The sequence below is a fragment of the Streptomyces sp. ATexAB-D23 genome (genome assembly GCF_000373645.1).
Taxonomy (GTDB): Bacteria; Actinomycetota; Actinomycetes; order Streptomycetales; family Streptomycetaceae; genus Streptomyces; species Streptomyces castrisilvae.
Window position 1 is genome coordinate 145,594 of the sequence record NZ_KB892057.1, and the last position, 15,279, is coordinate 160,872.

General features: G+C 73.2%; 10 protein-coding genes. 3 read left to right on the top strand and 7 right to left on the bottom strand.

The window, feature by feature from the left end; translation table 11 throughout:
* Positions 1–47: 47 nt before the first annotated feature.
* From B082_RS0130455 to B082_RS0130485, 7 genes are read right to left on the bottom strand one after another with little or no spacing between them, the layout of a single operon-like run.
* Positions 48–860 (bottom strand): HpcH/HpaI aldolase/citrate lyase family protein, encoded by an 813-nt coding sequence (locus B082_RS0130455; protein ID WP_018555579.1) that lies wholly within the window; start codon positions 858–860, stop codon positions 48–50.
* Positions 857–2,056 carry a CaiB/BaiF CoA transferase family protein gene (locus tag B082_RS0130460; RefSeq protein ID WP_018555580.1) on the bottom strand — a complete coding sequence of 400 codons (1,200 nt, stop codon included), beginning with the start codon at positions 2,054–2,056 and terminating at the stop codon, positions 857–859. Before B082_RS0130460 ends, B082_RS0130455 begins: the two co-directional genes overlap by 4 nt.
* On the bottom strand, positions 2,053–2,937 hold the full coding sequence (rbsK, locus tag B082_RS0130465; protein ID WP_018555581.1) for a ribokinase: 885 nt from the start codon (positions 2,935–2,937) through the stop codon (positions 2,053–2,055). The genes B082_RS0130460 and rbsK overlap by 4 nt, the downstream gene beginning before the upstream one ends.
* A complete protein-coding gene (locus tag B082_RS0130470; protein ID WP_018555582.1) occupies positions 2,934–4,316 on the bottom strand; it encodes an ADP-ribosylglycohydrolase family protein in 1,383 nt (460 codons plus the stop codon). Before B082_RS0130470 ends, rbsK begins: the two co-directional genes overlap by 4 nt.
* Positions 4,313–5,524 (bottom strand): ADP-ribosylglycohydrolase family protein, encoded by a 1,212-nt coding sequence (locus tag B082_RS0130475; protein ID WP_037711245.1) that lies wholly within the window; start codon positions 5,522–5,524, stop codon positions 4,313–4,315. The genes B082_RS0130470 and B082_RS0130475 overlap by 4 nt, the downstream gene beginning before the upstream one ends.
* The gene (locus B082_RS0130480) at positions 5,442–6,668 is read right to left on the bottom strand and encodes an ADP-ribosylglycohydrolase family protein (protein ID WP_026250352.1); all 1,227 of its coding nucleotides are present in this window, start codon (positions 6,666–6,668) and stop codon (positions 5,442–5,444) included. The genes B082_RS0130475 and B082_RS0130480 overlap by 83 nt, the downstream gene beginning before the upstream one ends.
* Positions 6,665–7,777, bottom strand: coding sequence for an ADP-ribosylglycohydrolase family protein (locus B082_RS0130485; protein ID WP_018555585.1), 1,113 nt, complete (start codon positions 7,775–7,777; stop codon positions 6,665–6,667). Before B082_RS0130485 ends, B082_RS0130480 begins: the two co-directional genes overlap by 4 nt.
* Positions 7,778–8,047: 270 nt before the next feature.
* Here B082_RS0130485 and B082_RS0130490 point away from each other — a divergent pair, with 270 nt between their 5' ends.
* From B082_RS0130490 to B082_RS0130500, 3 genes are all read left to right on the top strand, one after another.
* On the top strand, positions 8,048–8,782 hold the full coding sequence (locus B082_RS0130490; protein WP_018555586.1) for a VIT1/CCC1 transporter family protein: 735 nt from the start codon (positions 8,048–8,050) through the stop codon (positions 8,780–8,782).
* 424 nt (positions 8,783–9,206) lie between these two features.
* On the top strand, positions 9,207–13,775 hold the full coding sequence (gene gltB, locus B082_RS0130495) for a glutamate synthase large subunit (protein WP_018555587.1): 4,569 nt from the start codon (positions 9,207–9,209) through the stop codon (positions 13,773–13,775).
* Entirely contained in the window at positions 13,768–15,228 is a 1,461-nt protein-coding gene (locus B082_RS0130500) for a glutamate synthase subunit beta (protein WP_018555588.1), read from the top strand. Before gltB ends, B082_RS0130500 begins: the two co-directional genes overlap by 8 nt.
* Positions 15,229–15,279: the final 51 nt, after the last annotated feature.

Here is a 15,279-nt window from a genome sequence, read left to right on the forward strand (position 1 = left end):
CAGCCCGGCCGGCGATTGTGGACAAAGCGGTCAGGTAGGGCGCCGGGTCACCGCTCGCGCTCGGCCAGGGCGAGCGTGCGCTGCGCTTGCGCGACCACCGCCGCGTCCACGAAGCGCCCGTCCGGGAGGGCCTGGGCTCCTGCCTGGTCGCGGGCCGCCTCCACGACGTGCCAGGCCGCTTCGACCTCCTGCGGGGTCGGCCGGAACGCCCGTTCGATCACGGGGAGCTGCCGGGGGTGGATCGCCGCCCGGCCTAGGAAGCCCAGCGCCCGGCCGTGGGCGCACGAGGACCACAGGCCGTCCAGGTCCCGGATGTCCGGGAAGACCGACTGGGCCGGCGGTGCCAGGCCGGCCGCACGGGCGGCGACCACCACCCGGCTGCGCGACCAGTCGAGCCCCGCGTCCTCCCGTACGCCCAGATCGGCCCTCAGGTCCGCCTCGCCCAGGGCGATGGCGTGGACCTGGGGGTGGGCGGAGGCCACCGAGTAGGCGTGCTCGATGCCGAGGGCGGACTCCAGCAGCGGGCAGAGGGCGACCCCGGGGGCCAGCGCCGCGATGTGGTGGACGGACGCGGCGTGGGTGATCTTCGGCAGCCGCAGCCCGCCGAGCCCCGGCAGCCCCGCCAGGGCCAGCACGTCCGCCTCGTCGTTGACCCGGACATGGACCGGCGCCGCCGTGGCGGAGGGCGGGTCGGAGAGGAGTTCCACCGTCGCCGAGCGCGCGTACTCCTTGCGGTCGGGGGCGACCGCGTCCTCCAGGTCCACGATCACCACGTCCGCCCCCGAGACGGCCGCCTTGCGGATCACGTCCGGACGGTCCCCGGGCACGTACAGCAGGGTGAGCGGGGCCGCCGCGCTCACAGCACCCGCTCCGACCGCAGCGCCGAGATCTCCGGGCCGCTCAGCCCCAGCTCGGTGAGGATCTCCTCGGTGTCGGCCCCGTGCGGGCGGCCCGTCCAGCGGATCGCCCCCGGCGTCCGGGAGAGCCGGAAGAGGACGTTCTGCATCCGCAGCGGACCCAGCTCCGGGTCGTCCACCTCGGTGACGGAGTCCAGGGCGCGGTACTGCGGGTCCTCCATCACGTCCCGGATGTCGTGGACGGGCGCGATGGCGGCCTCCGCCTTCTCGAACGCGGACAGGGCCTCGTCCCGGGTGTGCCGGGCGACCCAGTGGCCGACGGCGTCGTCCAGCTCGTCGCTGTGCTCCGCACGGGTGGTGCCGGAGGCGAACCACGGCTCGTCGATCAGGTCCGCCCGGCCGACCAGCCGCATCACGCGTTCCGCGACGGACTGCGCGGAGGTGGAGACGGCCACCCACTGGCCGTCCGAGGTGCGGTAGGTGTTGCGGGGGGCGTTGTTGCGCGAGCGGTTGCCGGTGCGCGGCTGTACGTAACCGAGCTGGTCGTACCAGAGCGGCTGCGGGCCGAGCACGGTCAGGATCGGCTCGATGATCGCCATGTCGACGACCTGCCCCTCGCCGGTACGGTCGCGGCCGGCCAGCGCCGCCATCACCGCGTACGCCGTGGCGAGCGCCGCGATCGAATCGGCCAGCCCGAACGGCGGCAGCGTCGGCGGCCCGTCCGGCTCCCCGGTGATCGCCGCGAAGCCGCTCATCGCCTCGGCGAGGGTCCCGAAGCCGGGCCGGTGGGCGTACGGGCCGAACTGGCCGAAGCCCGTGACACGGACCAGCACCAGCCGTGGGTTGACGGCGTGCAGTTCCTCCGGGCCGAGGCCCCAGCGCTCCAGCGTGCCCGGCCGGAAGTTCTCGATGATCACATCGGTGCTCCCGGCCAGCCGCAGCAGCAGATCGCGGCCGTCCGGGCAGGACAGGTCCAGCGTCAGGTTCCGCTTGTTGCGGCCGAGCAGCTTCCACCACAGGCCGATGCCGTCCTTCGCGGGCCCGTGGCCCCGGGAGGGGTCGGGACGGGTGGGGTGCTCGACCTTGATCACCTCGGCGCCGAAGTCGCCGAGCATCGTGGCGCAGAGCGGGCCCGCGAACAGCGTGGCGAGATCGACGACGCGCAGCCCGGTCAGCGGCGCCGCTCCCGGCGCGCTCACGCGGCGTCGATTTCGCTGCGGTACGGCATGGAGACCGAGGCGCCCGGTTTCTGCACGCAGAGCGCGGCGGCCGCCGAGGCCCAGGCGATGGCCTGCGGCACCGGGCGGCCCTCGCCGAGCGCCACGGCGAGCGTGCCGACGAAGGTGTCCCCGGCGCCCGTGGTGTCGACGGCGATGACCTCCGGGGCCGGGAAGTGGATCGTGCGGCTGCCCCGGGCCGCGTACAGGCAGCCCTTCGCACCGAGCGTGATGAGCACCGCCGGGACCTGGGCGAGCAGGATCTCCGCCGCCGCGTGCGGCTCCTCGTAGCCGGACAGCTCGGCCGCCTCGTGCTCGTTGGGGATCAGCAGATCGACGTGGTCGAGGAGTTCGGAGGGCAGTTTCCGCACGGGGGAGGGGGTGAGCAGGGTCCGTACGCCCTGGGCGTGACCGGCCCTGGCGCCCTCGATCACCGCCGACAGCGGCAGTTCCAGCTGGAGCAGCAGCAGATCGGCCTCGGCGATGGCGGCGATCTCACCGGGGCCGAGCGAGGTGACGGTGCCGTTGGCGCCGGGGACGACCACGATCGCGTTGGAGCCCTGGGCGTCGACCACGATGTGCGCGGTGCCGCTGGGGCCCTCGGCGGTGTGCAGGAGATCGGTGTCGACGCAGGAGTGCTCCAGGCTCTCCCGCATCCGTACGCCGTACTCGTCGTCGCCGACCGCGCCGATCATCAGCACGTCGCCGCCCGCGCGGGCCGCGGCGACGGCCTGGTTGGCGCCCTTGCCGCCGGGGATGGTGCGGAACTCCCGGCCGGTGACGGTCTGCCCGCGCTCCGGGGCCCGGTCGACGTAGGCCACAAGATCCATATTGGTGCTGCCGAGCACCGCGACTCTGGTCATGGGCGGAGTGCCTCCTCGTGGGTGAGCCGGTGGGTCAGGTCGGCCAGGGTGTCGAAGCCGGCCGAGTCGAATCCGGGGACGGACGTGGCGAGCCGGTTCTTCAGCGGGGTGGTCCACCGGTCCGGCAGCGCGTCGGGCCGCCCGGCGAGCAGTCCGGCGAGCGAACCGGCGGTCGCGCCGTTGGAATCGGTGTCCCAGCCGCCGGAGACGGCCTTGCAGACGGAACCGGTGAAGTCGCCGTCGGCATGGGTGAGGGCGGCGGCGAGCAGGGCCGCGTTGGGCAGCACATGCACCCAGTGATACCTGCCGTACACCGCGTGCAGCCGGTCGACGACCGTATCGAAATCATGTTCCGCGCGGGCCGCCGCGATGCCGTCCCGCACCGCGCGGGCGTACCGCGAGCGCGGCGGCACCACCCGCAGCCCGGTGGCCAGGCAGCCGTGCACATCGGTCTCGCCCGCGGCCGCCTCGGCCAGGGCCGCCGCCGTGAACATCGCCCCGTAGACGCCGTTCCCGGTGTGGGTCAGGACCGCGTCGCGGTACGCCTGCTCCGCCGCACCCGCCGGGTCGCCCGGCCGGGTCCAGCCGTGCATGTCGGCGCGGATCCGGGCGCCGATCCACTCCCGGAACGGGTTGCGGTGGCGGGCGGTGTCCGGCGGCTCCACCCCGTCCAGCAGATTGCGGTACGCGATCCGCTCGGCGGTGAACGTACGCCCCGCCGGAAGCTCGTCCAGCCACAGCCGGGCCAGGTCGGCGGTGGTGAACGACCGGCCGTGCCGCTGGAGCAGCAGCAGGGTGAGCAGCGGGTGGTTGAGGTCGTCGTCCTCGGGCATCCCGTCGATGTTCTCGGCCAGCGAGGTGGTGGCGGAGCGCCGGTTCCACGGGTAGGTGGCCGCCAGCGACGCGGGCAGGCCCCGGGCGGTGAACCAGGTGTCCAGCGGCCAGTTCCCGGTGGCGCGGGCCAGGGCGCGGATGCCTTCGAGCGGCAGCTTCTCGACGGGTTTGCCCAGCAGGCAGCCGGCCGCGCGCCCCAGCCAGGCCGCGTGCAGCCGTTCCCGGCCGGCCGCCGCCTGCCAGGTCCGGGGGTGCGGCCACTGCGGGCAGGCGGCCCGGATCGCCTCCAGGCCGGTCGGTTCGTCGTCCGCCAGCGGGGATTCCAGCTGGGCGAGTTCGTCCAGCAGCCGTTCCGCGACCGCGCGCAGTCCGGGCGGGGCGCCCGGGGCGGAGGCGCCCGCGCGCTCCGGGGCGGGGGAGCCGCCGGCCTCGTACCACCGGCGTGCGATGTCGCGCGCGTCGCGCCCGTCCTCGGCGGCCTGTCGCAGCTCGTGGCCCACCAGGTCCTCGGGCTGCACCCAGGTCACGCGCACCGCCGTGGTCACGGGGTGCCCGCCAGGGTGGCGAAGGCGGCCTCGTGGGCCCGGCGGCGGGCGGTGTCCTGCGCGAACACCTCGCGGGCCACCTCCGCCAGGGTCCGGGCCGGGGCACGCAGATCGAGGCGGCTGGCCTCGGCCACCGTCGTCGCCCAGTCGGCGGGGACGGCCCGCTCGCCGTGCAGGGCGCCCGCGAGCGCGCCGCTCATGGTGGCGATCGAGTCGCAGTCGCGCCCGTAGTTGACCGAACCGAGCACCGCCCGCCGGTAGTCCCCGCCCGCGACGAGCAGCATGCCGAGCGCGATGGGGAGTTCCTCGATGGCGTGCAGCCGTGAGGGGCGGCGGGCGCCGAGCGAGGGCGCGCGGTAGTCGGGGCCGACGGTGTCGAAGGGGGCGACGGCCTCACGCAGCGGGGCGAGCGCGGCCTCGAAGTCCTGGTGGCGGGCGGCGGTTTCGCAGACGGCCTCGATCGCGGCCCGGGTGCCGTCCTTGGCCAGCGACAGACAGGTCTCCACGACCGAGGCGGGCGTCGCCCGGGGGGCACAGGCCGCGGCGACGGCCGCCGCGAAGACGCCCGCCGCCTCCCTGCCGTAACTGGACTGATGGGCGCCCGCCACATCGAGCGCCTCGGCGTACGCGGCGTGCGGCTGGGCGGCGTTCACCAGCCCGACCGGCGCCATGTACATCGCCGCCCCGCAGTTGACGATGTTTCCGCAGCCCGCCTCGCGCGGGTCGACGTGCCCGTAGTGCAGCCGGGCCACGATCCACTTCTCGGCGAGGAAGACCCGCTGGAGCGGCAGCGCCTCGGCCTCCAGCTCCGGAATCCAGCGCGTTTCGCCGATCAGTTCCGGCACGAGGTGGTCGGCCACCGCGTACGCGTCGAGATGGCCGCGCACCTTCCCGTACACCCGCACCAGCGCATGGGTCATCAAGGTGTCGTCGGTGACGTGCCCGTCGCCCTTGTGGTACGGGGCGATCGGGCGGGCGGTGCGCCAGTCGTCGCCGTCCCACGGGCCGACGACGCCGGTGATCCGGCCGCCGTGGCGCGCCACGATCTGCTCCGGGGGGCGGCCCTCGACCGGGCCGCCGAGCGCGTCGCCGACCGCGGCGCCGACCAGGGCGCCCGCGATCCGGTCATCGAGCGTGGGCGCCGTGGGCGCCGTGGGTGTCGTGGGGGACGCGGACGTCGGGGGCGCCAGGGGCACTGTGGATGTCATGCCCGAATTGTCCACCTCCGGGTGCCGGTTCCGTGGCTGCCAGCAGCCCGGCGAGTTCGATCAGATCCGTGCCCGCGAACCGGGGCAGCGCACACCCGGCCAGCGTCCGGCACGCCTCGCGCCAGCCGTCGGGCACGGAGCCGAGCGACCCCAGCGCCCCGGTCAGCGCCCCGGCCAGGGCGGGCGCCGAATCCGCCACCCTGGACAGGCAGGCCGCCGCGGGCACCGCCTGCGCGAGGTCGCCCCGGGCCGCGGTGGTCAGGGCGAGGGCGACCGGGACGGTCTCGGCGGCGGCGATCCCGTAGCTGTAGACGTGGTCCACGATCTGATGCTCCAGCACGGGTACCAGGGCGAACGCCCCGGCCCGCTCCCCCGCGAACTCCCGGGCGATCCGGACCGCGTGGGCGGCGTTGCGCGCGATCTCGGTGCCTTCGGGGAGCTGGTCGAGCGCGGCGTTCACCGCCGTGTCGACGTCCGCCCCGCCCAGCGCCTCGGCGCTCGCGGCGGCCATGGCCCGTGCCCCGTGCACCCCGTCGCCGTCCTGCGTGTAGCGGGCGTCGAACTCCGCGAGGGCCGCCGCCGCGACCGGGTCGCCGGGGTGGACGACGGCGAGCACGGCCGCCCGTACGCACGCCGCGTCGTCGAAGTAGTGCGGGTTGTCGTGGCCGGTGGCGGGCGGGCGGAGCCCGGCGGCGAGGTTGCCGAGCCCGGCCCGCACCGAGATCCGGGCGCGCAGCGGCAGCACCGCCGACTCGACCTCGGGCGCACGGGCGGCGGCAGCGGCGACCTCGGCGGCCAGCGCGTTCCAGGCGCTGTCCACGGCGGCCCGCATCCGGCGGCCGGGGGAGAGGCCGTCCCGGGGACCGGTGGCCGCGGCGAGCACGGTGCCCGCCGCGAAGGCCGCCCACTCGGCGTCGTCGGACGGGCCGAGCCGCAGCGGCTCCGGGGGCTGGTTGAGCGCGATGGGGACGGGCAGTGTGGTCGTCGCGTTCTGCTCGGCGAAGGTGTCCAGCTCGCGGGTCAGGCGCCGGGTCCACTCCGGCATCCGGGCCGCCCGGTGGCGCGCGGCCGGCCACCCCGCCGCGTCGCCGGCCGCCAGCCCGATCAGCAGCCCCTCGATCCGGGCCCGCCGCACCCCGCTCACCGCCGCACCGCCCCGGCGTCCGGCCCGCGCGGGGCCTCGCCGCCGCCGGCTCTCGCCGCCCCGTCCGGCGCGAGCAGGTCCGCGATGTCCAGGACGTGGTACCCGCGCATCGAGGGCAGGCAGCTCCCGCGCACCGGGCCGATCGCGTCCGCCCAGACGCGCGGGACGGCCGAAGCCCCGGTCAGCGCCCCGGCCAGCGCACCCGCCACCGCGGCCGTCGTATCGGCGTCCCGGCCCATGTTGACCGCCGTCAGCACCGCCGTACGGAAGTCGCCGCGCGCCGCCGCGAACGCGCCGAAGGCCAGGCCCACCGCCTCCGGCGCCAGGTCCGTCCACGGGTAGCCGCCGACCACGACGGCCGAGCGCAGCGCGCGTTCCCCGGTGAGCCGGTCGGGGTAGGGGCGCTGCGCGGCCGTCACCGCGCGGCGCAGCGAGCGGGCCGTCCAGGAGTCCATGGGGACGACGGAGAGCGCGGCGGCGATCACGGAGGTGACACCGGCCCCGGTCATCGCGGCCGCCACCCCGGCGGCGACGGCCTGGCCACCGTAGATGCCCTCGCCCTCGTGGCTGACCCGGCCGTCGACCGCGACCAGCCGGGCCGCCTCGGCGGGGTGCCCGGCCGCGAAGACGCCGAAGGGCGCGGCCCGCATCGCCAGGCCGTCGCTCCAGGCGTGCCGGTGCTGGGCGGAGATCGGGGCGGCGAGGCCACGGCGCAGGTTCTCCAGCGTGCCGCGCTCGCTGAAGCCCGCGCCCCGGAACGGCCCCTCGTCCAGGTCCGCGATCCACAGCCGCCAGGCCCGCTCCACATCGGTGACGGTCAGCGCCGAACCGTGCCGGGCCAGCAGCAGCCCGGAGAAGATCGCGTACTCGGTGTCGTCGGTGCCGGCCGGGTCGTCGCTGACGAAGCCCTCGATCCGGCCCCAGCGGCGGCGGATCTCGGAGGGCCGCATGTTCTCCGCCGGGGCGCCGAGCGCGTCGCCGACCGCGAGGCCGAGCAGCGCGCCCCTGGCCCGGTCACCCGGTGTGCCCCGGTCCGGGCCGGCCGGGAGCCGGGCCGTCTGTGTGCCGCCCGCCCGCGGCGCCGCCGGATTTCCTGCGACCGTCTCCATCGCGTCGACCCTTCGCTCGTACCGAGCCAGTTCTCGTCTCTGTGGGATCCGTTCCACGCGGAGCCGGAGCGAAGGCCGGTTATCCGTACAAAAAGCCCAGTCGGATGAAACCTTCCGGACAGCAAGGCAAGCCGTACCTATCCGGTTACTCAGGGTGGTAAGTACGGCCTTCCTTGCTGGCGGGGGCCCTTTTTCGTGCGTACTTTCGATGGTGTCGAGCGGGGGCGGAGCGGGTGAACGCCGTTCCCGGAGAAGGGGAGAGGGACAGCTGTGGCCATCATCGAGACCGACGCCGTACTGCACGAGGCGCACCGGGACAACCACACCCACCGTGACGTCAACGGCGGCTGGCTGCGCCCCGCGGTCTTCGGCGCGATGGACGGGCTCGTCTCGAACCTGGCCCTGATGACCGGTGTCGCGGGCGGCGCCGTCTCGCACCGCACCATCGTGATCACGGGCCTGGCCGGTCTGGCCGCGGGCGCCTTCTCCATGGCGGCCGGCGAATACACCTCCGTGGCCTCCCAGCGCGAGCTGGTCGAGGCGGAGCTGGACGTCGAACGGCGCGAGCTGCGCAGGCACCCGGTGGACGAGGAGCGGGAGCTGGCCGAGCTCTACGTGTCCCGGGGTGTCGAGCCGGTGCTGGCCCGCGAGGTCGCCCGGCAGCTCTCGCGCGACCCCGAGCAGGCCCTCGAAATACACGCCCGCGAGGAGCTGGGCATCGACCCCGGCGACCTGCCCTCCCCGCTGGTGGCGGCCGTGTCCTCGTTCGGCGCCTTCGCGCTGGGCGCGCTGCTGCCGGTCCTGCCCTACCTGCTGGGCGCGGACACCCTGTGGCCGGCCGTGCTGCTCGCCCTGATCGGGCTGTTCGGCTGCGGCGCCGTGGTGGCCCGGGTCACGGCCCGCTGCTGGTGGTTCAGCGGGCTGCGGCAGCTGACGCTCGGTGGCGCGGCCGCCGCGATCACCTACGGGCTCGGCGCGCTGTTCGGTGTGGCCGTCGGAGGCTGAGACCGCCTCGCGTTCACGCAATCGGCCCGTAACGACCTCACTCACGACAGCGAGTGAGGTCGTGATCCACGCGCCATCCGTGTGACGTACGTCTTGGTCCGCGCCACTGGGCGTGACGGCCTCACGCGTCATAAAATGAGTCTCTATGCAGGGCTACACATAAGTAGCCATTACCCGGCGGTTTCGTTTTCTCTCCCACCGGGCAAGAGCCGTAGACACCACAGGCAACGTCGCCTGGGTTTCTCGGGTCCCGGGCGCCGATCCTCCGACAGCGACCCTCCCACCGTCGTCGACGGTGTCCGTATGTTGGAACGATCCATCCGCTTTGTGAGAAGCGACCCATCATGTAATCTGCACCAACTTTCGCAGAGGGCCAACGTCGTCCCTCGGCACTGCATATGCCACGACGACGACGGGAGAGCCGATGCGCACCGACGCCTGGTCGCCCATGGACGGTCGCCCCGCCCCGCAGGGAATGTACGACCCCCGCAACGAGCACGACGCCTGTGGCGTGGGCTTCGTAGCCACACTGACCGGTGTGCCCGGCCACGAGATGGTCGAGCAGGCGCTGACCGTCCTGCGCAACCTCGAACACCGCGGAGCCACCGGATCCGAGCCGGACTCCGGTGACGGCGCCGGAATCCTCCTCCAGGTGCCGGACGCCTTCCTGCGCGCCGAGGCCCCCTTCGCCCTCCCCGACGCCGGCGCCTACGCCGTCGGCATCGCCTTCCTGCCCGCCGTCGGCTCGGTCGCCGCTGTCGACGCCCTGGAACGGATCGCGGACGAGGAGGGCCTGAACGTCCTCGGCTGGCGCGAGGTCCCGGTCACCCCGGACATCCTCGGCAACGGCGCCCGCGCCACCATGCCCGAGTTCCGCCAGCTGTTCGTGGCGGACGGCGAGAGCACCGGCATCGCCCTGGACCGCAAGGCCTTCGCGCTGCGCAAGCGCGCCGAGCGCGAGGCCGGGGTCTACTTCCCGTCGCTCTCCGCCCGCACGATCGTCTACAAGGGGATGCTCACCACCGGGCAGCTGGAACCTTTCTTCCCGGACCTCTCCGACCCCCGCTTCGCCACCGCCGTCGCGCTGGTCCACTCGCGCTTCTCGACGAACACCTTCCCGAGCTGGCCGCTCGCACACCCGTACCGCTTCGTCGCGCACAACGGCGAGATCAACACGGTCAAGGGCAACCGCAACTGGATGAAGGCCCGCGAGTCCCAGCTCGCCTCCGGCCTCTTCGGTGACGCGCCCCTCGACCGGATCTTCCCCGTCTGCACCCCCGACGCCTCCGACTCCGCCTCCTTCGACGAGGTCCTGGAGCTGCTCCACCTCGGCGGCCGCTCGCTGCCGCACTCGGTGCTGATGATGGTCCCCGAGGCGTGGGAGAACCACGACTCCATGGACCCCGCACGGCGCGCCTTCTACCAGTACCACTCCGCGATGATGGAGCCCTGGGACGGCCCGGCCTGCGTCACCTTCACCGACGGCGTCCAGGTCGGCGCGGTCCTCGACCGCAACGGCCTGCGCCCCGGCCGCTACTGGGTCACCGACGACGGCCTCGTCGTGCTCTCCTCCGAGGTCGGCGTCCTGGACATCGACCCCGCCAAGGTCGTCCGCAAGGGCCGCCTCCAGCCCGGCCGGATGTTCCTCGTGGACACCGCCGAGCACCGCATCATCGAGGACGACGAGATCAAGGCGTCCCTCGCCGCCGAGCACCCCTACCAGGAGTGGCTGGAGACCGGCGAGATCGAGCTGGAGGACCTCCCCGAGCGGGAGCACATCGTGCACACGCACGCCTCCGTCACCCGCCGCCAGCAGACCTTCGGCTACACCGAGGAAGAACTGCGCGTCATCCTCGCCCCGATGGCCCGCACCGCCGGCGAACCGCTCGGCTCCATGGGCACCGACTCGCCCATCGCCGCGCTCTCGGCCCGCCCCCGGCTGCTCTTCGACTACTTCACCCAGCTCTTCGCGCAGGTCACCAACCCGCCGCTGGACGCCATCCGCGAGGAGCTCGTCACCTCGCTGCGCTCCGTGCTGGGCCCCTCGGGCAACCTCCTGGAGCCGGGCGCCGCCTCCTGCCGCAGCGTCGCGCTCCCGTTCCCGGTGATCGACAACGACGAGCTGGCCAAGCTCATACACATCAACGCCGACGGCGACATGCCGGGCATGAAGGCCGCCACGCTCTCCGGCCTGTACCGGGTGGGCGGCGGCGGCGAGGCGCTGGCCGCGCGGATCGAGGAGATCTGCACCGAGGTCGACGCCTCCATCGAGGACGGCGCCCGCCTGATCGTCCTGTCCGACCGGCACTCCGACGCCGAGCACGCGCCGATCCCCTCGCTGCTGCTCACCTCCGCCGTCCACCACCACCTCATCCGCACCAAGCAGCGCACCCAGGTGGGCCTGCTGGTCGAGGCCGGTGACGTCCGCGAGGTCCACCACGTCGCGCTGCTGATCGGCTACGGCGCCGCCGCCGTCAACCCGTACCTGGCCATGGAGTCCGTCGAGGACCTCGTCCGCGCCGGCACCTTCATCGAGGGCATCGAGGCCGAGCAGGCCATCCGCAACCTCATCCACGCCCTGGGCAAGGGCGTCCTGAAGGTCATGTCCAAGATGGGCATCTCCACCGTCGCCTCCTACCGGGGCGCCCAGGTCTTCGAGGCCGTCGGCCTCGACCAGGCCTTCGTCGACCGGTACTTCAACGGCACCGCCACCAAGATCGGCGGCGCCGGGCTCGACGTCGTCGCCCGGGAGGTCGCCGCCCGGCACACCAAGGGCTACCCCGCCTCCGGCATCTCCGCGTCGCACCGCGCGCTGGAGATCGGCGGCGAATACCAGTGGCGCCGCGAGGGCGAGCCGCACCTGTTCGACCCGGAGACGGTCTTCCGCCTCCAGCACGCCACCCGCAACCGCCGGTACGACATCTTCAAGAAGTACACGGACCGGGTGAACGAGCAGTCCGAGCGGCTGATGACGCTGCGCGGCCTCTTCGGCTTCAAGCCGGACCGCGAGGCGATCGACATCGAAGAGGTCGAGTCCGTCGCGGACATCGTCAAGCGCTTCTCCACGGGCGCCATGTCCTACGGCTCGATCTCCCGCGAGGCGCACGAGACCCTCGCCATCGCCATGAACCAGCTGGGCGGCAAGTCCAACACCGGCGAGGGCGGCGAGGACGCCGACCGCCTCTACGACCCGGCCCGCCGCTCGTCCATCAAGCAGGTCGCCTCCGGCCGCTTCGGTGTCACCAGCGAGTACCTGGTCAACGCGGACGACATCCAGATCAAGATGGCCCAGGGCGCCAAGCCCGGCGAGGGCGGCCAGCTGCCCGGCCACAAGGTCTACCCCTGGGTCGCCAAGACCCGGCACTCCACCCCGGGCGTCGGCCTCATCTCCCCGCCCCCGCACCACGACATCTACTCCATCGAGGACCTGGCCCAGCTGATCCACGACCTCAAGAACGCCAACCCGGCGGCCCGTATCCACGTGAAGCTGGTCTCCGAGGTCGGCGTCGGCACGGTCGCGGCCGGTGTCTCCAAGGCCCACGCGGACGTCGTCCTCATCTCCGGCCACGACGGCGGCACGGGCGCCTCCCCGCTCACCTCGCTCAAGCACGCGGGCGGCCCCTGGGAGCTGGGCCTCGCCGAGACCCAGCAGACGCTGCTGCTCAACGGCCTGCGCGACCGCATCGTCGTGCAGACCGACGGACAGCTCAAGACCGGCCGCGACGTCGTCATCGCCGCGCTGCTCGGCGCCGAGGAGTTCGGTTTCGCGACCGCCCCGCTCGTCGTCTCCGGCTGCGTCATGATGCGCGTCTGCCACCTCGACACCTGCCCGGTCGGTATCGCCACCCAGAACCCGGTCCTCCGCGACCGCTTCTCCGGCAAGGCCGAGTACGTCGTCAACTTCTTCGAGTTCATCGCCCAGGAGGTCCGCGAACTCCTCGCCGAGCTCGGCTTCCGGACGATCGAGGAGGCCGTCGGCCACGCCGAGCTGCTCGACACCGACCGCGCCGTCACGCACTGGAAGGCGCAGGGCCTGGACCTCGCCCCGCTGTTCTACGTCCCAGAGCTGCCCGAGAGCGCGGTCCGGTACCGGAACACCGAGCAGGACCACCAACTGGCCAAGGCCCTCGACAACGAGCTGATCAAGCTCGCGGCCGACGCCCTCAAGGCCGACAGCCCCGAGAGCGCCCAGCCGGTCCGCGCGCAGATCGCCGTACGCAACATCAACCGGACGGTCGGCACCATGCTCGGCCACGAGGTGACGAAGAAGTTCGGCGGTGCGGGCCTGCCCGAGGACACCATCGACATCACCTTCACCGGCTCCGCCGGCCAGTCCTTCGGCGCCTTCCTGCCCAGCGGTGTCACCCTGCGCCTGGAGGGCGACGCCAACGACTACGTCGGCAAGGGCCTGTCCGGCGGACGCGTCATCGTCCGCCCGGACCGCGGCGCCGACCACCTCGCCGAGTACTCCACCATCGCGGGCAACACCATCGCCTACGGTGCGACCGGCGGCGAGCTGTTCCTGCGCGGCCGCACCGGTGAGCGCTTCTGCGTCCGCAACTCCGGCGCCACCGTCGTCTCCGAAGGCGTGGGCGACCACGGCTGCGAGTACATGACCGGCGGCCACGCCGTGGTGCTCGGCGAGACCGGACGCAACTTCGCGGCCGGCATGTCCGGCGGCGTCGCCTACGTCATCGACCTGAACCGCGACAACGTCAACGCCGGCAACCTCGGCGCGGTCGAGGAGCTCACCGGCACCGACAAGCAGTGGCTGCACGACGTCGTGCGCCGCCACCAGGAGGAGACCGGCTCCACCGTCGCCGGGAAGCTCCTCGCCGAGTGGGACAGCTCGAACGGCGGCGCTTCCCGCTTCAGCAAGATCATCCCGTCCACCTACAAGGCAGTGCTCGCCGCCAAGGACGCCGCTGAGCTCGCCGGTCTCTCCGAGCAGGAGACCACCGAGAAGATGATGGAGGCGGCGACCAATGGCTGACCCCAAGGGCTTCCTGACCACCGGCCGCGAGGTCGCCGAGACCCGCCCGGTGGGCGAGCGCGTCAAGGACTGGAACGAGGTCTACGTTCCCGGCTCGCTGCTCCCGATCATCAGCGAGCAGGCCGGCCGCTGCATGGACTGCGGCATCCCGTTCTGCCACAACGGCTGCCCGCTCGGAAACCTCATCCCCGAGTGGAACGACTACGCCTACCGCGAGGACTGGTCCGCCGCGTCCGAGCGGCTGCACGCCACGAACAACTTCCCGGAGTTCACCGGGCGGCTGTGCCCGGCCCCCTGCGAGTCGGCGTGCGTGCTCGGCATCAACCAGCCGGCCGTCACCATCAAGAACGTCGAGGTCTCGATCATCGACAAGGCGTGGGGCAACGGCGACGTCACCCCGCAGCCGCCCGAGCGCCTCTCCGGCAAGACCGTCGCCGTCATCGGCTCCGGCCCGGCCGGACTCGCCGCCGCCCAGCAGCTGACCCGGGCCGGCCACACGGTCGCCGTCTACGAGCGGGCGGACCGCATCGGGGGCCTCCTGCGCTACGGCATCCCCGAGTTCAAGATGGAGAAGTCGCACATCAACCGCCGCATCGAGCAGATGCGCGCGGAGGGCACCAAGTTCCGCACCGAGACCGAGATCGGCCGGGACATCGACGCCGCGAAGCTGCGCCGCCGCTACGACGCCGTGGTCATCGCCGCCGGCGCCACCGTCTCGCGCGACCTGCCCGTCCCGGGCCGTGAGCTGAACGGCGTGCACTTCGCGATGGAGTACCTGCCGCTCGCCAACAAGGTGCGGGAGGGCGACCTGACGGTCTCCCCGATCACCGCCGAGGGCAAGCACGTCGTCGTCATCGGCGGCGGCGACACCGGCGCCGACTGCGTCGGCACCGCGCACCGCCAGGGCGCCCTGTCCGTCACCCAGCTGGAGATCATGCCCCGGCCGGGCGAGGAGCGGAACGCCAACCAGCCCTGGCCGACCTTCCCCATGCTCTACAAGGTCACCTCCGCGCACGAGGAGGGCGGCGAGAGGGTCTACTCCGTCTCGACCACCCACTTCGAGGGCGACGAGGACGGAAACGTCCAGGCCCTCCACCTCGTCGAGGTGGAATTCAAGGACGGTAAGCTGGAGCAGAAGCCCGGCACCGAGCGGACCATTCCCGCGCAGCTGGTCACGCTCGCGATGGGCTTCACCGGCACCGACCAGGCCAACGGCCTGGTCCAGCAGTTCGGTCTGGAGCTCGACGCACGGGGCAACGTCGCCCGTGACGAGGACTACGCCACCAACGTCGACGGCGTCTTCGTCGCCGGAGACGCGGGCCGCGGCCAGTCCCTCATCGTGTGGGCCATCGCCGAGGGCCGCTCCGCGGCACGCGGCGTGGACCGCTTCCTGACCGGAGCCAGCGCACTGCCGGCCCCGATCCGCCCGACGGACCGTTCGCTGATGGTCTGACACGGCACACAGACGTCCCGTACAACGGCGTGCGGAACTGAACGCGGCGCC